Source organism: Jatrophihabitans sp., assembly GCF_051960575.1.
Classification (GTDB): domain Bacteria; phylum Actinomycetota; class Actinomycetes; order Mycobacteriales; family Jatrophihabitantaceae; genus JBQCEE01.
Genome location: NZ_JBQCEE010000333.1, coordinates 1 through 16,912, shown reverse-complemented (window position 1 = coordinate 16,912; position 16,912 = coordinate 1). Strand labels below are relative to the sequence as shown.

The following is a 16,912-nucleotide window of genomic DNA, read 5'->3' as shown; positions in this document are numbered from 1 at the left end:
AGGGCGAGCGGGACGAGCAGACCGAGCGCGCCGGCGAGCAGGAAGGTGCCGCGGGGCCCGAGGGCGCTGGTGAGCAGTCCGCCGACGGCGAAGGCGGTGAGCGCGGTGCCCGAGGTGAGGCCGGCGAGCAGGGCGCCGACCCGCCCACGCTGGTCGGCGGGGGCGTGTCCCATCACCAGCGCGGCGACGGCGACGTTGAGCACCCCGTTGCCGACGCCGATCACCGCGCCGGTCGCCACGAGCCACGGCACCGAGGGCGCGAGCCCGCTCGTCACGAGGCCGGCCGCGAGCACGGTGGTGCCGACGACGGCGAGCCGGGCGAGCAGCGCGTCGCCACGGGCGCGCCCGGCCGCGAGCGCCCCGAGCAGCATCCCGATCGCGAAGGCCGACCCGGCGACGCCGTAGGCGACGGTCGACGCGTGCAGCACCTCGCGCACGAGGTAGACGTCGGCGACGTTCACCATCGCCGACAGCAGCACGAAGCTGCCGAGCAGGACGAACAGCGTCGCCAGCAGGGCGTCGGCGCGCACGATCGCCACCGCGCCGGTGCGGTCGGCGCCGGCCCCGCACGCGCCAGCCCGCCGCGTCCGCAGCAGCAGCGCGAGCCCGGCGACCGCGACGAAGCTCGCGGCGTCGACGAGCAGCGGCAGGCCGGTGCCCGCGGCGCCGACCAGCAGCCCGGCCAGCGGGGGAGCGGCGATGCCGGCCGTCGTCACACCCGCCTGCACCAGCCCGGCCGCCGCGGGCAGCTGCTCGCGCGACGCGGCGGTGGGCAGCAGGGCCTGCCAGGCGCCGCCGGTCACCGCCTGCCCCGCGCCGAGCAGGGCGACCAGCGCCAGCACCGCCGGCAGCCCGTCGGCCGCGGCCAGGCCGAGACAGGTCACCGCCTGGGCGAGCGTCGACCCGACGAGCAGGGTGCGGTTCTCGCGGCGGTCGAGCAGCCGCCCGGCCGGCGCGGCGAGTACCACCACCGGCAGCAGATTCGCCACGAGCAGCGCCGCGACGGCGGTCGCAGGCCGCCCTTCGTGCTGGAACCGCAGCAGCAGGGCGGTGACCGCGAGCTCGTCGCCCAACCACGACACCGACCGTGCCAGCGCGATGATGCGGACGTCGCGGGGCAGCAATCTGAAAGACATGTTTCGAAAGTAGTGCTTCAGAGCGCGACGGAGCAAGTAGGTTGATGGCGTGACTCCAGACGCCGAGGCCGCAGGCGGCCCGGTACGCCTCACGGATCCGGCCGCCATCCGGGCGCTCGCGCATCCCGCCCGGCTCGCCGTGATCGAGGAGCTGTACGCGGGCCGGGAGCTGACCGCCACCGAATGTGCGGCCGTCGCGGGGCTCAGTCCGAGCGCGATGAGCTACCACCTGCGCAGTCTTGAGCGGGCCGGCATCGTCGTCCGGGCCGAACCGACCGGCGACGGGCGTGAGCGTCCCTGGCGCGCGGCAGGCACCGAGCTCACCGTCGACTCGAGCGCCTCGACCCTCGCCCAGGCCGCCGGCAACGCGCTCACCGCGACGATGCTCGGACGCTTGGCGGCCGACCTGGAGGCGTGGTCGCGGCGCCGTCAGCAGCGGCCGGAGGCACCGCAGTGGCGGGGCTTCGGCGGCATCACCAACGGCACCTACTGGTTGCGTCCGGACGAGGCGCGGGCGATCGACGCGGTGTTGCGGCAGGCGGCCGAGCGCTACCGCGAGCGCGACCTCGGCGAGCGTCCGCCGGACGCCCGCCGCATGCGCATCACGACGTTCATGGTGCCGCTCGACGAGGCCGCGCAGCAGCAGCCCGGCGAGCCCCCGGCGGCCGTAGGGTCGCAGCATGACGACCCCGCTTGACCTGCCGACCGCCGACTGGTCGCCGTGGCTGACCGAGCGGGTGACCACCCGCCTCGAGGCCGCCCAGGCGACGCTCGCCCGGCTCAAGGACGGCACCCGGCGCACCACCACCGAGGTGCTCGAGCTCTGGAACGACGCCGACCTCGCGCTGCGCAACGCCGGCGCCACCACGGGCCTGCTCGCCGAGGTGCACCCCGACGACGCCGTGCGGTCCGCCGCCGAGCGGGCCGAGCAGGACGTGCAGCGCGTGGTCACCGAGCGCGGTCTCGACCGCGAGCTGTACGAGGTGCTGGCCGCGACGGTCGACGACGGGCTCGACCACGACGCCGCCCGGCTGCGCGAGCACATCCTGCGCGACTTCCGGCGCAGCGGCGTCAACCAGCCCGACGACGTGCGCACGCGCCTGCGCGAGATCGCGGACCGGCTCACCGCGCTCGGACAGGACTTCTCGCGTGCGATCCGTGAGGACGTGCGATCGGTGCGGCTGCGGCCCGAGCAGCTCGAGGGTCTGCCCGACGACTACCGCGCGGCGCACCCCGCCGCGGCCGACGGTCTGGTGACGATCACGACCGACTATCCCGACTACGTGCCGTTCCGCACCTTCGCCCGCGACGCCGACGCCCGCCGCGCGCTCACCGTCGAGTTCCTCAACCGCGCGTGGCCGGCGAACGACGCGACGCTCGGCGAGATGCTGCGGCTGCGCGACGAGCAGGCCGCCCTGCTCGGCTACGCGGGCTGGCCCGACTTCGACACCGAGGTCAAGATGATCGGCAGCGGCAAGGCGATCGCCGAGTTCATCGAGCGGTTGGCCGCGGCGGCCGAGGCGCCCGGGCGGCGTGACCACGACGTGCTGCTCGCGCGGCGCCGGCAGGACGAGCCCGCCGCCGAGGCCCTCGACAGCGCCGACTCGGCCTACTACAGCGAGCTGGTGCGCCGCGAGCACTTCGGCGTCGACGCCCAGGAGGTGCGCCGCTACTTCGATTTCCAGCGCGTGCGGCAGGGGCTGCTGGACGTCACCGGCCGGCTGTTCGGCGTCGAGTACGTCCCGCGTCCGGAGGCCCCGACCTGGCACCCCGACGTCGCCGTCTTCGACGTGGTGCAGGACGGCGAGGTGCGCGGCCGGATCCACCTCGACCTGCACCCGCGCGACGGCAAGTACAAGCACGCGGCGCAGTTCGACCTCGTGCCGGGCGTGCTCGGCCGCCAGCTGCCCGAGGGCGTGCTCGTGTGCAACTTCCCCCGCGGACGCATGGAGCACACCGACGTCGTCACGCTGTTCCACGAGTTCGGGCACCTGCTGCACCACGTGCTCGGCGGGCGCCAGCGCTTCGTCCGCTTCTCGGGTGTCGCGACCGAGTGGGACTTCGTCGAGGCGCCGTCGCAGATGCTCGAGGAGTGGGCGTGGGACGCCGACGTCCTGCGCACCTTCGCCCTGGACGACGCCGGCGAGCCGATCCCGCGCGACCTCGTCGAGCGCATGCGGGCGGCCAAGGAGTTCGGCCGCGGCCTCTACATCCGCACGCAGCTCTTCTACACGGTCGTCTCCTACCGGCTGCACGAGCGACCCGTCGCGACCGCCCCGGACGACCTGCTCGCCACCGTGCGCCGCGCGCAGCAGGAGTACGACCTGTTCCGCCACATCGACGGCACGCACTTCCACGCCTCGTTCGGGCACCTCGCGGGCTACACCTCGGCCTACTACACCTACGCGTGGAGCCTGGTGATCGCGAAGGACCTGTTCGCGCAGTTCGACCCGGCCGACCTGTTCGCCCCCGAGGTCGCCCGCCGCTACCGCGACGAGATCCTCGCGCGCGGCGGCTCCGACGACGCGGCAGTGCTGGTGCAGCGATTCCTCGGGCGCCCGTTCACCTTCGACGCCTTCGAGGCCTGGATGGACGCCGCACCCCTGCCGCCGTCCGGCGGGCCGGCCTGAACGCGGGCCGACCGATGACCCTCACCGCTGAACAGCAGCGGCGCGTGCGCCGGTCGGCGCTGCTGCTCGTGCTCGCCGGCGCCGTCGTGCAGCTCGTCCTCTCGGCCTACTACCTCGGCGTCGGGCACTCGCCCGCGCCGCACGCACTGCCGGTGGGCTACGTCGCCACCGACCAGACGGCCCCGCGGCTCGAGGCGCTCGTCGACCGGGGCGGCTCGTTCCACGCCCGGCGCTACGCCGACGACGCGTCGATGAGCGCCGCCATCAGAGTGCGGGCGATCTACGGCGGCGTCGACGTCGTCGATGTCGAGCACCCGCACCTGTTCGTGGCGAGCGCCGCGGGGCCCACGGCCTCGACCGCGATCCGCACGGCGTTCACCACCGTCGTCCAGCAGCAGGTCGGGCAACGGGTGCAGCAGCTGGTCGCCGCAGGCCGCCCCATCCCGCCCGCGACGCTCGCCGCGCTCACGGCATCGCCGACGGTGACCGACGTCGTGCCACTGCCGACGAGCGACCGGTCGGGCAGCTCGCTCGGCTTCCTGGTGCAGGCGCTCGCGCTCGGGGCGACCGTCGCGTCGCTCGGGCTCGGCCGCATCGGCGCGCTGACGAGGCCGTCGCTGCGCCGCGGCATCGGGCACGTCGGCGTCCTCGTCACCTACGGCGTCGTCTCGGCGGCCGCCGTGCTGTGGGCGGCGAGCTGGTTCGGCGTCATCCCCGGCGGTGCGGCGGGCCGGCTGTACCTCGACTTCGTGCTGCTGTCGCTCGCGGTCACCGCCTCGACCGCGGCGGCGGTCGCGCTCGTCGGGCCGGCCGGCGCGCTGCTCGGCACGCTCTACTTCACGCTCGGCGTGGTGGTGTCGGGGTCGAGCATCCTGCCCGAGTTCCTGCCGACGTGGGGGCGGATCGTCGGCCGGGTGCTGCCCACCGGCGCCGGCGTCACGGCGATCCGCGACAGCCTGTACTTCCCGGACGCGTCGAACACGCTCCCCCTGGTGGTGCTGGCCCTCTACGGCGGCGTCGGCATCGTCGTCGTCCTGGTCACCAACGCGCTCGCGAACCGCACGACCGCCGACTCGATCGCCGCCGAGCGTGAGGCCGAGCCGACGCCGTCGGCCTGAGCGTCGGCGCTCACCCCAGCGTCACGAGCACGCGGTCCTCGACCGGCTCGTAGCCGAGTGCGGCGTAGATCTTGTTCGACGTCGGGTTGGCGAGGTCGGTGAACAGCACGGGCACGCTGCCCTCGGCGAGGATGCTGCGGCTCGCCTCGGCGGTCACGCCGGAGGCGTAGCCGTGGCCTCGGTGCTCCGGCGGGGTGTAGACGGGGCCGATCCGGGCGCTGCCCTCGACCGAGGCGCGCCGCGCGGCCAGCGACACCGGTCGGCCGTCCGGGTCAAGCCAGAGGAAGCACCCGCCGCCCCGCACGAGCCGCTCGGCCGCGGCACGGGCTTCGTCCCGCCCGGCCGCGGCGACCTCGCGGTCGAAGGCCGCGTACCACTGCGCGACGAGGTCGCGGTGCTCGTCGGTCGCGACCACCACGGCGCCGCGCACCTCCGGCTCGACGAGCCGGTCGAGCCGGTACAGCCGGTCGTCGCGGCGTGCGGTCACCGCCTCGGGCGGCAGCAACTCGAGCAGCCGCTGCACCTCGCCGAGCACCCCGTTGACCGCGTGCACGCCGTCCGGGCGGCGCACGAGGTCGAGCACGCCGGCCGCCGCGTCACCGAGGCGGCCGGCGAGGATCACCGGACGGTTCGGCGCCGACCGCGCGGCCAGCCCGCCGTCCCAGACCGCGAGCCAGCCGCCCGGCCCGATCGTCGCTGCGACCGTGCCGAGCAGCGTGCCGCGCACGGGATCACGGCGCACCTCGTCGAGCAGCCGCGCGCGGACGGTGTCCGGGTCGGTGATCAGCTGCGGGGTCACGTCCCGATCCTCTCGCCCGGGCCGAGCCCGTTCGAACGCGTTCGTAGGATTCAGGGGTGACGGAAGCCCTGCCGCCCCAGTACGACCCCGCCGAGATCGAGCCGCCCCTGTACGAGCGGTGGGTCGAGCGGGGCTACTTCACGGCCGACAACACGAGCGGCAGGCCGCCGTGGTCGCTGGTGATCCCGCCGCCGAACGTCACGGGCAGCCTGCACATCGGGCACGCGCTCGAGCAGTCGATGATGGACGCCCTGTCGCGGCGCGAGCGCATGCGCGGCAAGGACGTGCTCTGGCTGCCCGGCATGGACCACGCGTCCATCGCGGTGCAGAACCTCGTCGAGCGGCACCTGGCCGAGACCGAGGGCAAGAGCCGCTTCGACTACGCCCGCGAGGACTTCATCGAGCGCGCGTGGGAGTGGAAGAACACGTACGGCGGCAAGATCCTCGGCCAGATGCGGCGGCTCGGCGACGGCGTCGACTGGTCGCGCGAGCGTTTCACCATGGACGAGCAGCTCAGCCGCGCCGTCCAGACGATCTTCAAGCGGCTCTACGACGACGACCTGATCTACCGCGCCGAGCGGATCATCAACTGGTGCCCGCGCGACCTCACCGCGCTGAGCGACGCCGAGGTCGACCACAGCGACGAGCCGGGCGAGCTCGTGTCGATCCGCTACGGCGACGGCGATGCCTCGATCGTGGTGGCGACGACGCGCGCCGAGACGATGCTCGGCGACACCGCCGTCGCGGTGCACCCGGACGACGAGCGCTACCAGCACCTCATCGGCACCGAGGTGCCGCTGCCGCTGACGAACCGGATGATCCCGATCGTGGCCGACGCGCACGTCGACCCGGCGTTCGGCACCGGCGCGGTGAAGGTGACGCCCGCGCACGACCCGAACGACTTCGAGATCGGCCGGCGGCACGACCTGCCGATGCCGACGATCATGGACGAGCGCGGCGTGATCACCGCCCCCGGCTCCTTCGCCGGCCTCGACCGGCTCGAGGCGCGCTCGGCCGTGGTCGCCGCGCTGCGCGAGGACGGCCGCATCGTCGCCGAGCAGCGGCCCTACGTCCACGCGGTCGGGCACTGCTCGCGCTGCGACACGATCATCGAGCCGCGGCTGTCGCTGCAGTGGTGGGTGCGCGTCGAGACGCTCGCGAAGGCCGCGGGCGACGCGGTGCGCGACGGCCGGGTGAAGATCGAGCCGGCGTCGATGCGCTCGCGCTACTTCCAGTGGGTCGACGGGCTGCGCGACTGGTGCATCAGCCGGCAGCTGTGGTGGGGCCACCGCATCCCGGTCTGGTACTCGCCCGACGGCGACGACCAGTGCTTCGGCCCGGACGAGACGCCGCCGCGCGGCTGGACCCAGGACGAGGACGTGCTCGACACGTGGTTCTCGTCCGCCCTCTGGCCGTTCTCGACCCTCGGCTGGCCCGAGTCGACGAAGGACCTCGAGCGGTACTACCCGACCACCGTGTTGGTCACCGGCTACGACATCCTCTTCTTCTGGGTCGTGCGCATGATGCTGTTCGGCCTGTACGCGATGGACGGCGAGGTGCCGTTCGAGACGGTGGTGCTGCACGGTCTCGTCCGCGACCAGTTCGGCAAGAAGATGAGCAAGTCGCGCGGCAACGTGGTCGACCCGCTCGAGTGGATCGACAAGTACGGCGCGGACGCGGTGCGCCTCTCGCTGCTGCAGGGCGCCAACCCCGGCGCCGACCAGGCGATCAACGAGGAGTGGGTGGTCGGCGCCCGCAACTTCGGCACGAAGCTCTGGAACGCCACGCGGTTCGCACTCATCAGCGGCGCGACCGTCGAGGGCGAGCTGCCGGCTTCGGTCACCGGGCCGGACGCGTGGATCCTGTCGCGCCTCGACGCGGTGATCGCGTCGGTGGACGAGTACTACGAGCAGTTCGAGTTCGCGAAGATCGCCGACACCCTCTACCACTTCGCCTGGGACGAGGTCTGCGACTGGTACATCGAGCTGGCGAAGCTGTCGCTCAACGGCCCGTCCGGCGACGTGACCCGGCGCGTGCTCGGGCACGTGCTCGACACGCTACTGCGGCTGCTGCACCCGATGATCCCGTTCGTCACCGAGCAGCTCTGGACGGCGCTGACCGGCGGCGAGTCGCTGGTGATCGCGTCGTGGCCGACCGCGGGCGGGCGGTCGGACGCCGAGGCCGAGCGGGCGGTGACCGCGCTGCAGGCGGTGGTGGTCGAGGGCCGGCGCTTCCGCAGCGATCAGGGCGTGAAGCCGTCGCAGCGGGTGCCCGCGCGCGTCACCGGTGTCGCCGACGAGGCGTCGGTGCGCTCGCTGCTGCGCCTGGACGAGCCGGGGGAGTCGTTCACCGCGACCGCGACGCTGGCCGTGCCGGGCGGTGGCTCGATCGAGCTCGACCTCTCGGGCACGATCGACGTCGCGGCCGAGCGGGCGCGGCTGACCAAGGACCTCGCGGCGGCCGAGAAGGAGCGGGCGGCCAACGGCGCCAAGCTCGGCAACGCCGAGTTCACCGGCAAGGCGCCGGAGGCGGTCATCGCGAAGGTGCGGGCCCGGCTCGAGACGGCCGAGGCCGACATCGCGCGCATCACGGCCGCGCTGGAGGCGCTGCCCGCGTCCTGAGATACCGCTTGTCCCCCGGCCCAGGCGTGTCGGAGGCCGCGAAACGACTGGGCGGGGGGACAAGCGGGCTCTCGGCGCTCACTAGATTGGACGCGTGGCGACCGAGGCGGAGAAGTACGCGAGCCTGCTGCGGCAGGTCGAGGCCGAGGTCACGGGCCGGTGGGGTGAGGGGCGCATCAACCCCACCACCGAGCGGATCGCCGCGCTGCTCGACCTGCTCGGCTCGCCGCAGCGGGCGTACCGGTCGATCCACCTCACCGGCACCAACGGCAAGACCTCGACCGCCCGCATGGTCGACGAGCTGCTGCGCGCCTTCGGCCTGCGCACCGGCCGGTTCACCAGCCCGCACCTGACGAAGATCACCGAGCGGATCGTCCTCGACGGCGCGCCCGTCAGCGACCGCGTCTTCGTCGAGGGCTACCGCGACATCGCGCCCTACATCGAGCTGGTCGACGGCCAGTTCGACCACCCGCTGTCGTTCTTCGAGGTGATGGTGGCGCTGACGTACGCGATCTTCGCCGACGCCCCGGTCGACGTCGCCGTCGTCGAGGTCGGCATGGGCGGCACCTGGGACGCCACCAACCAGATCGACGCCGAGGTGGCCGTGGTGACGCCGGTCGACCTCGACCACATGACCTACCTCGGCCCCGACGTCGGCACCATCGCGGCCGAGAAGGCCGGCATCATCAAGCCGGGCGCGACGGCGATCCTCGCCTCGCAGCAGGTGCCGGCGGCCGAGGCGCTGCTGCGCCGTGCCGTCGAGGTCGACGCCACCGTGGCGCGCGAGGGCCTCGAGTTCGGCGTGCTCGAACGCACCATCGCCGTCGGCGGCCAGGTGCTCACCATCCAGGGGCTCGGCGGCACCTACGACGAAGTGTTCCTGCCGCTGTTCGGCGCGCACCAGGCGCAGAACGCGGCGTGCGCGCTCGCCGCGGTCGAGGCGTTCTTCGGCGCGAGCGGCGCGACGGGCGCGCTGGACATCGAGGTGGTGCGCGAGGCCTTCGCCGCGGTGCGCTCGCCCGGCCGGCTCGAGGCACTGCGGTCGTCGCCGACGATCCTCGTCGACGCCGCGCACAACCCGCACGGCATGAAGGCGACCCTGGACGCGATCGCCGAGGGCTTCGACTTCCGGCGGCTCGTCGCCGTGGTCGGCGTGCTGGGCGACAAGGACGTCGAGGGCATGCTGGCGCTGCTCGAGCCGGTGGTCGCCGAGATCGTCGTCACGCAGAACTCGTCGTTGCGCTCGCTGGACGTCGACGAGCTCGCGCGCATCGCCGTCGAGGTGTTCGGGCCGGACCGTGTCGTGGTCGAGCCGCGACTCGACGACGCGATCGACGCGGCCGTGACCTCGGCCGAAGCGACCGAGGACGGGTACGCCTCGGGCACCGGCGTCCTGGTCACCGGCTCGGTCGTCACCGCCGGCGAGGCCCGCGTGCTGCTGGGCGCGGCACCGTGAGCGAGTGGATGCCGGGCGAGGGTCCGCCGGTGCCCGCCGACGAGGCGCCGGTCAAGCCGACGCCCGAGATGATCGCCGAGCGCGCCCGCCGCGCCGACCGTGCGACCCGTGGCGTGCTCGCCGGACTGCTCGTGCTCGAGGCGATCATCGTCCTGCTCGTGCCGCGGGCCATCGCCTTCACCACCGGCCTCGGCACCACGCGCACGGTCATCCTGATCGCGCTCGCCGTGCTGATGATCCTCGTCGCCGGCATCCAGCGCCGGCCGCGGGGCATCGCGATCGGCTCGGGCATGCAGGTGCTGTTCATCGCGACCGGCTTCTTCATCGCCACGATGTTCCTGGTGGGCGCGATCTTCCTGGCGATCTGGCTGCGCCTGCTGCAGCTGCGCGTCGAGCTGGTCGGCTCGCCGTCCGGCTGGCGAATGCTCGCCGGCTGACCTGAACATTCGGGGCGGATCTTCGGGGACGGGCGGGGTGTCCTAGGCTCGGGCGCGCCGACATCCGCCGCCCGGAGGACACCGTGACCGCACCGATCGAACGCACGCTCATCCTGGTGAAGCCGGACGGGGTGCGCCGCGGGCTGTCCGGCGAGGTGCTGCGCCGGGTCGAGGCCAAGGGCTACTCGCTGGTCGCGGTCGAGCTCCGCCGCGCGACGCCCGAGCTGCTCGCCGAGCACTACGCCGAGCACCGGGGCAAGCCGTTCTACGAGCCGCTCGTCGAGTTCATGCTCAGCGGGCCGGTGCTCGCGGTCGTGGCCGAGGGGCAGCGGGTGATCGAGGGGTTCCGCGCGCTGGCCGGCGCGACCGACCCGACCACCGCCGCGCCCGGGACGATCCGCGGCGACCTCGGCCGTGACTGGGGACTCAAGGTGGCGCAGAACCTCGTGCACGGCTCGGACGCGCCCGAGTCGGCCGCCCGTGAGATCGGGCTCTGGTTCCCGGGCCTGTGACTTCACCTCAGTAGTCACACCGGTCCCGCGCGTCGCAGCGCGGATCGGCTCGATCACGACCCTACGATCGCGTTGTTCGGCCTGCTTGCGCGATCTTTCGAAGGGTCCACCGTGACGTTCACGCCCCTGGCACGGCTCTCCCAGGTGTCCCAGCGGGGCGGCGAGCTGCTCGGAAGTGACCTCGCCATCGACCTCGGCACGGCCAACACCCTCGTCTATGCCCGCGGACGCGGCATCATGCTCAACGAGCCGTCGGTGGTCGCCGTCGACACCCAGGCCAACGCCGTCGTCGCCGTCGGTGCCGAGGCCAAGCGCATGATCGGCCGCACGCCCGGCCACATCAAGGCGGTGCGCCCGCTCAAGGACGGCGTCATCGCCGACTTCGACGTGACGTCCGAGATGCTGCGCTACTTCGTGCGCAAGGTGCTCAAGCGTCGCGGGGCGTTCACCGGCCCGCGCATCGTCGTCTGCGTGCCGTCGGGCATCACCGCCGTCGAGCAGCGCGCGGTCAGCGAGTCGGCGTACGCCGCCGGCGCCCGCCGCGTGCACATCATCAGCGAGCCGATGGCCGCGGCGATCGGGGCCGGCCTGCCGATCAACCAGCCGTCCGGCTCGATGATCGTCGACATCGGCGGCGGCACGACCGAGGTCGCCGTGCTGGCCCTCGGCGGCATCGTCGCCTCGACCAGCCTGCGCGTCGCGGGCAACGCGCTCGACTCGGCGATCGTCGAGCACGTGCGCGGCGAGATGGCCCTGCTCATCGGCGACCGCACGGCCGAGGAGCTGAAGATCTCGGTCGGCTCGGCGTTCCCGACCAACGGCCCGAAGAGCGCCGAGATCCGCGGCCGCGACGTCACCACCGGCCTGCCGCGCAACGTGACGATCTCGGCCGACGACCTGCGCCGGGCGATGGACCCCGTCCTGCACCGCATCATCGCCGCCGTGCGCGCCACCCTCGACCGCTGTCCGCCCGAGCTCGCCGGCGATCTCGTCACCCGCGGCATCGTGCTGACCGGTGGTGGCGCGCTGCTGCGCGGCCTGGACGCCCGACTGCAGCACGAGCTCGGCGTGCCGGTGCTGGTGGCCGACCGCCCGCTCGACTCGGTCGTGCTCGGCACGGCCACCGTCGTCGAGCACTTCGACCACCTGCAGAAGGTCGTCGTCGACGGTCACCGCCGGTAGCCCGATGCGGTCACGCAGGCGGGTCGGCAGCCTCCGCCGCCGACTCACGAGACGTCAGCGCGTCGCGGCCACGGTGCTCGCGGTCCTCGCGCGGGGCTTCATCACCCACGACCTCGGCGGTGGCAGCCTGCGCGGTGCCCACAGCGGCATGCGCGGCCTGCTCGGCGCCCTCTACCGCGGCACCGACGGCGCGCTCGGCCCGGTGCGCCGGTTCGTCGAGGGCGTGCCGCACGCCGGCAGCAACCAGGACACGATCGACCATCTGCGTGCCGAGAACGCGCAGCTGCGCGCGAAGCTGGCGGACGAGGCGACCGACCGCTCGACCGCGAAGCAGCTCGCCCGGCTGCAGCTCACCGCCGACCGCAACGACCGCAAGGTGCTGCCGGCCCGCGTGATCGCGCTCGGCCCCGGTGCAGGCTTCGACTGGACGGTCACCCTCGACGTCGGCGTCACGAGCGGCGTGCGGGTCGGCCAGACGGTCACCGACGGCCTCGGGCTCGTCGGCCGGGTGCTGCACGCCGACCAGGACACCAGTGTCGTGCTGCTCGCCGCCGACCCGGACTCGGGCGTCGGCGTGCGCGACGTGCGCACCGGCGAGACCGGCCTCGCGAAGGGCAGGGGCACCGACGGCTTCTCGGTGACGCCGCTGAAGCCCGGCTCGTCAATGCGGGTCGGGGACGTCATCGAGACCGGGCCGTCGGGTGCGTCCAGCTTCGTGGCGGGCATCCGGGTCGGGGTCGTCACGGCGGTGACGCCCGGCGGCGGCACGGCCGTCGCGAGCGTCCGGCCGACGGCCTCGCCGACCGCGCTCGACCTCGTCGGCATCATCCTCGACCCGGGCTCGGCCGGCGTGGCCCGGTCGGCGCTGACGCCGGTCGCCGACACGACGCCGTCCGACCACACGGGCACCGGCCCACGATGAGCGCCGCCACCGCTCGGGGTGCCGCGGCATGAACCGCGCGCGGTACCTCGCGGCCGGCACGGTCGCGCTCACGATCCTGCTGCTGCAGGCCACCCTCGTGACGCCGGTGGCGCACACGGTGCCGGTCAGCCTGCCCGCCGTGCTCGTCGCCGCCGTCGCGCTGCAGGACGGCGCCGGCACCGGGCTCACCTTCGGCTTCGTCGTGGGCCTGCTCGCCGACCTCGGCTCGCCCCACCCGGCCGGCGTGCTCGCGCTGGCCTACATGGCGGTCGGGCTGGTCTGCGGCACGGTGACGGCCTGGCACTCGATCCCGCGCGGCGCCCTGGTCTCGGGCGTGACCTGCGGTGCGGCGACGGCGGCGGCCACCGCGCTGCTCGCCGTGCTCGGCCGCAACGGCGCCTCGTTCGAGACCGCGGTGCTCACCGCCGTCCCGGCAGCGATCGTCGACGGCCTGCTGGCGCTGCTGCTCATCCCGCTCGCCCGGCGCTTCCTGCGCACCGACTCGCTGCGCGCGCCCGCGCCGGTGCTGAGCGAGCTGACGTCGATCAGGGCGGGAGGTGGCGTCCATGAGCAGTCTGTCTGACGCCCGCGGCCGCCGGCTCAGCATCGTGGTCGCGATGGTCTTCGCGATGATGCTCACCCTGATGGCCCGCCTGTACTGGGTGCAGGAGGGCGACCCGAACAAGCCGACGCAGACGGCGGACGCGACCCACGACGGCGTCGTCGTGGTGCCCGCCGCCCGCGGCATGATCGTCGACGCCAACGGCACGCCGCTGGTGACCAACACCGCCTACGAGGAGGTGCTGGTCGACCGCGACCTGCTGCTGCGGACGCCGCAGCAGGGTGCGCCGGTGATCGCCCGGCTGGCGAAGCTGCTGCACCGCAGCGCGACGCTGCTCACCAAGCAGATCACCCCGTGCTCGCCGACCGTGCCCGCGCCGTGCTGGACGGGAGAGCCGTACCAGCCGGTTCCCGTGCTGACCAAGGCCGGCCAGGACATCGTGCTCGCGATCGAGGAGCACGCCGAGCTCTTCCCGGGCGTCAGCGTGCAGACGGTGTCGCTGCCGACCTACCCGAACGGCGACCTCGCCGCGCACGTGCTCGGCTACACCGGCCAGATCACCGAGGCCGACAAGCAGGCCGACCCGAAGCTCAGCGACGCCGACACCATCGGCAAGAGCGGCCTCGAGGCCTCGTACGACCAGGCGCTGCGCGGCGTCGACGGCACGCAGATCATGAAGCTGAACCCGCAGGGCTACACGGTCGCGGCCGGGCCCGCGCAGCCCGGCACGCCCGGCGACACGCTGGTGACGAGCATCGATGCGAACCTGCAGAAGCTCGCCGAGCAGTCGATGGCGCAGCAGATCGCCGACAGCCGGAAGGCGGGCAAGCCGGCCACCGGCGCCGCGGTCGTGATCATGGACCCGAACACCGGACGCATCCTGGCGTCCGCCAGCTACCCGACCTACGACCCGCAGCAGTTCATCGGCGGCATCAGCGAGGCCGACTACCAGAAGCTGTTGAACCCGAGTGCGGGCACGCCGTTGCTCGACCGCGCCATCCAGGGTGCCTACGCGCCGGGGTCGACGTTCAAGCTCATCACCTCGTCGTCGCTGATCGCGCACCACGAGATCTCGCTCGACGGCGCCTATCCGTGCCCGGGTTCGCTGGCGGTCGACGGCCGGGTCAAGACCAACTACGACTCAGAGTCCTTCGGCCGCCCGCTGAGCCTCGCCGACGCCCTCGGCTACTCGTGCGACACGTTCTTCTACGCGCCGACGGCCGACGAGTACTACCGAGACCAGGCGCGCATCGACCGCGGCCTGAACGCGCAGGAGTTCCTGCAGCACATGGCCGCGTCGTACGGCGTGGGCACGGCGCCGGGCGTCGACCTGCCGGCCGCCGAGCAGGCGAGCGGCAGCTACGCCGACCGCGAGACCCGCCTCGTCCGCTGGCAGCAGAACAAGACGCAGTACTGCAAGGACGCCGCCACCGGGTTCCCGGGCAACCCGCAGAACGCCTACCTGACCGAGCTGGCGCGCGAGAACTGCACCGACGGCTGGCGCTACCGCGCCGGCGACAACGCCGACATGTCGATCGGCCAGGGCGAGACGACGATGTCGCCGCTGCAGCTGGCCGTCGCCTACTCGTCCGTGGTCAACGGCGGCACGATCTACGAGCCGACCTTCGGACGCGCCCTGCTCGACCAGGACGGCAAGGTCGTCAAGGAGATCACCCCGGTCGTGCGCAGCCACACGCCGGTCAGCCAGCGGTTCCGCAACTACTTCGTGAACTCGTTGAGCTTCAGCCGAGGCTGGGCCGTGTCGGGCGCCTTCGCCTACATCGGCTCGCCGTACCAGAACCAGATCGGTGGCAAGACCGGCACCGCCGAGGTCGAGGGCAAGCTCGACACGTCCTGGCTCGCGACGTGGGGCCCGACCTACCGCGACGCGAACGGTGCGATGAAGGCGAAGTTCGTGATGGTGGGCATGGTCGAGCAGGCCGGCACCGGTGCCACCGCGGCCGGCCCGATGCTCAAGCGCATCTGGGACGGCATCTTCGGCGTCGGCCAGAAGCCGGTCATCCCCGGCAAGGCGCCGGAGACGTCGATCCCGCATGTGGTCCTGACCCCGAAGGGCGGCACGCGATGACGCTCGCTCCCGAACGGCACGAGCCTGTCGAGACGCCGGCCCTCGCGGCCATCGACCGGCCGGTCGCGCCGACGCGGCCCCGGGCGCACGACCCGCAACAGCCGTTGTACCTGCCCGAGACGCTCGCGCCGCTCGAGCACCGCGTGCGCGAGTACGACCTGGTGCTCGCCGGCGCCGCGTTCGTCCTGTCGCTCATCGGTGCCGTGCTGGTCTGGTCGGCGACGCGGGGTGCGCAGCTGCGGGCGCACGCCGACCCGAACGCCTTCCTCTACCGACACCTGTTCAACCTCATCGTCACCGGTGGGCTGCTGTTCGCGGCGTCCCGCGTCAACGCTCGGCTACTGCGCATGATCGGGCCGGTCGTCTACGTCGGCAGCCTCATCGGGCTGCTCGCCGTCTTCGCGATCGGCTCGACGATCAACGGCGCCAAGGCCTGGATCGTGCTGCCCGGCGGCTTCGAGATCCAGCCGGCCGAGTTCACCAAGCTCGGCCTGGTGATCGGGCTGGCCGTGCTGTTCACCCAGCATCTGGGCGAGCGCGGGCACGACGGGCCGCCGGCGCGGCGCGAGATGCTCATCGCGATCAGCCTCATCGGCGTGCCGCTGTTGATGATCATGCTGCAGCCCGACCTCGGGTCGAGCCTGGTCGTCGCGTCGTCCGCCTTCGTCGTGCTCGTCGCCGCCGGCGTGCGCGCCCGCTGGACGCTCGGGCTGCTCGCCGCCGGCGTGCTCGCCACCATCGGCGTCTTCAAGAGCGGACTGCTCGCGAAGTACCAGGTCGACCGGCTCACCAGCTTCCTGCACCCGCACCACGACGTGCTCGGCGCCGCCTACACCGTCACGCAGGCCCACATCGCGATCGCGAACGGCGGCTGGTTCGGCTACGGGCTGTTCCACGGCCCGCAGACGAGCGGCGGGTTCGTGCCCGAGCAGCAGACCGACTTCGTCTACTCGGTGGCGGGCGAGGAGTTCGGCCTCGTGGGCGCCGGGCTGATCATCGTGCTGTTCGCCGTGCTCTGCTGGCGCGGCCTGCGCATCGCCCGCCACGCCGACCCCACCGGACGCCTGCTGGCGGTCGGGGTCGTCGGCTGGTTCGCCTTCCAGGCCTTCGAGAACATCGGCATGAACCTCGGGCTCACCCCGGTCACCGGCATCCCGCTGCCGTTCGTGTCCTACGGCGGGTCGTCGATGTTCGCCCAGGGCCTCGCCATCGGCCTGCTCGAGGCCGTGCACCGCCGCGCCTTCCGCTGAGCCCGTCGTCCCGCCTCGCTTCGCCTCGCCCCGCCCCGTCGGGTCCGGCCGGCTGGTCGGGTCCGGCCGGCTGGTCGCGTCCGTCGCGATCTTGTGCAGGACGCGCGTGGGACTGCGCGCGCCATGCACACGATCGCCGCAGCGATGTGGATCTTGTGCAGGACGTGCGTGCGATACCGCGCGCCATGCACAAGATCG

At 73.1% G+C, this 16,912-nt stretch carries 14 protein-coding genes; 12 read left to right on the top strand and 2 right to left on the bottom strand.

The window, feature by feature from the left end; genetic code table 11:
• Positions 1-1,136, bottom strand: a 1,136-nt coding sequence (locus tag ACTHMS_RS18690) for an MFS transporter (RefSeq protein WP_440308170.1), incomplete at its 3' end; no start/stop codon positions are given.
• Positions 1,137-1,185: 49 nt separating this feature from the next.
• On the opposite strand from ACTHMS_RS18690, the gene ACTHMS_RS18685 reads away from it, so the two are divergent.
• From ACTHMS_RS18685 to ACTHMS_RS18675, 3 genes are read left to right on the top strand one after another with little or no spacing between them, the layout of a single operon-like run.
• Positions 1,186-1,833 (top strand): ArsR/SmtB family transcription factor, encoded by a 648-nt coding sequence (locus ACTHMS_RS18685; RefSeq protein ID WP_440308169.1) that lies wholly within the window; start codon positions 1,186-1,188, stop codon positions 1,831-1,833.
• The gene (locus ACTHMS_RS18680; RefSeq protein WP_440308168.1) at positions 1,817-3,766 is read left to right on the top strand and encodes a M3 family metallopeptidase; all 1,950 of its coding nucleotides are present in this window, start codon (positions 1,817-1,819) and stop codon (positions 3,764-3,766) included. Before ACTHMS_RS18685 ends, ACTHMS_RS18680 begins: the two co-directional genes overlap by 17 nt.
• Before the next feature lie 14 nt (positions 3,767-3,780).
• Positions 3,781-4,884: a hypothetical protein gene (locus ACTHMS_RS18675; RefSeq protein ID WP_440308167.1), complete on the top strand. Its 1,104-nt coding sequence runs from the start codon at positions 3,781-3,783 to the stop codon at positions 4,882-4,884.
• A gap of 10 nt (positions 4,885-4,894) precedes the next feature.
• On the opposite strand, the gene ACTHMS_RS18670 is transcribed toward ACTHMS_RS18675, so the two are convergent.
• Positions 4,895-5,683 (bottom strand): GNAT family N-acetyltransferase, encoded by a 789-nt coding sequence (locus tag ACTHMS_RS18670; RefSeq protein WP_440308166.1) that lies wholly within the window; start codon positions 5,681-5,683, stop codon positions 4,895-4,897.
• 56 nt (positions 5,684-5,739) lie between these two features.
• On the opposite strand from ACTHMS_RS18670, the gene ACTHMS_RS18665 reads away from it, so the two are divergent.
• The 9 genes from ACTHMS_RS18665 (at position 5,740) to ACTHMS_RS18625 (ending at position 16,714) form a co-directional block, all read left to right on the top strand.
• Entirely contained in the window at positions 5,740-8,304 is a 2,565-nt protein-coding gene (locus tag ACTHMS_RS18665) for a valine--tRNA ligase (protein WP_440308165.1), read from the top strand.
• A gap of 94 nt (positions 8,305-8,398) precedes the next feature.
• On the top strand, positions 8,399-9,760 hold the full coding sequence (folC, locus tag ACTHMS_RS18660; RefSeq protein WP_440308164.1) for a bifunctional tetrahydrofolate synthase/dihydrofolate synthase: 1,362 nt from the start codon (positions 8,399-8,401) through the stop codon (positions 9,758-9,760).
• 29 nt (positions 9,761-9,789) lie between these two features.
• Positions 9,790-10,197 carry a DUF4233 domain-containing protein gene (locus ACTHMS_RS18655; RefSeq protein ID WP_440308163.1) on the top strand — a complete coding sequence of 136 codons (408 nt, stop codon included), beginning with the start codon at positions 9,790-9,792 and terminating at the stop codon, positions 10,195-10,197.
• A gap of 83 nt (positions 10,198-10,280) precedes the next feature.
• Positions 10,281-10,709: a nucleoside-diphosphate kinase gene (ndk, locus tag ACTHMS_RS18650; RefSeq protein WP_440308162.1), complete on the top strand. Its 429-nt coding sequence runs from the start codon at positions 10,281-10,283 to the stop codon at positions 10,707-10,709.
• 111 nt (positions 10,710-10,820) lie between these two features.
• Positions 10,821-11,891: a rod shape-determining protein gene (locus tag ACTHMS_RS18645; RefSeq protein ID WP_440308161.1), complete on the top strand. Its 1,071-nt coding sequence runs from the start codon at positions 10,821-10,823 to the stop codon at positions 11,889-11,891.
• A 73-nt stretch (positions 11,892-11,964) separates the two neighbouring features.
• Positions 11,965-12,813 carry a rod shape-determining protein MreC gene (gene mreC / locus ACTHMS_RS18640; RefSeq protein ID WP_440308160.1) on the top strand — a complete coding sequence of 283 codons (849 nt, stop codon included), beginning with the start codon at positions 11,965-11,967 and terminating at the stop codon, positions 12,811-12,813.
• A gap of 28 nt (positions 12,814-12,841) precedes the next feature.
• The gene (gene mreD / locus ACTHMS_RS18635) at positions 12,842-13,396 is read left to right on the top strand and encodes a rod shape-determining protein MreD (RefSeq protein WP_440308159.1); all 555 of its coding nucleotides are present in this window, start codon (positions 12,842-12,844) and stop codon (positions 13,394-13,396) included.
• Entirely contained in the window at positions 13,380-15,464 is a 2,085-nt protein-coding gene (locus tag ACTHMS_RS18630) for a penicillin-binding transpeptidase domain-containing protein (RefSeq protein WP_440308158.1), read from the top strand. Before mreD ends, ACTHMS_RS18630 begins: the two co-directional genes overlap by 17 nt.
• On the top strand, positions 15,461-16,714 hold the full coding sequence (locus ACTHMS_RS18625; RefSeq protein WP_440308157.1) for an FtsW/RodA/SpoVE family cell cycle protein: 1,254 nt from the start codon (positions 15,461-15,463) through the stop codon (positions 16,712-16,714). The genes ACTHMS_RS18630 and ACTHMS_RS18625 overlap by 4 nt, the downstream gene beginning before the upstream one ends.
• Positions 16,715-16,912 lie beyond the last annotated feature (198 nt).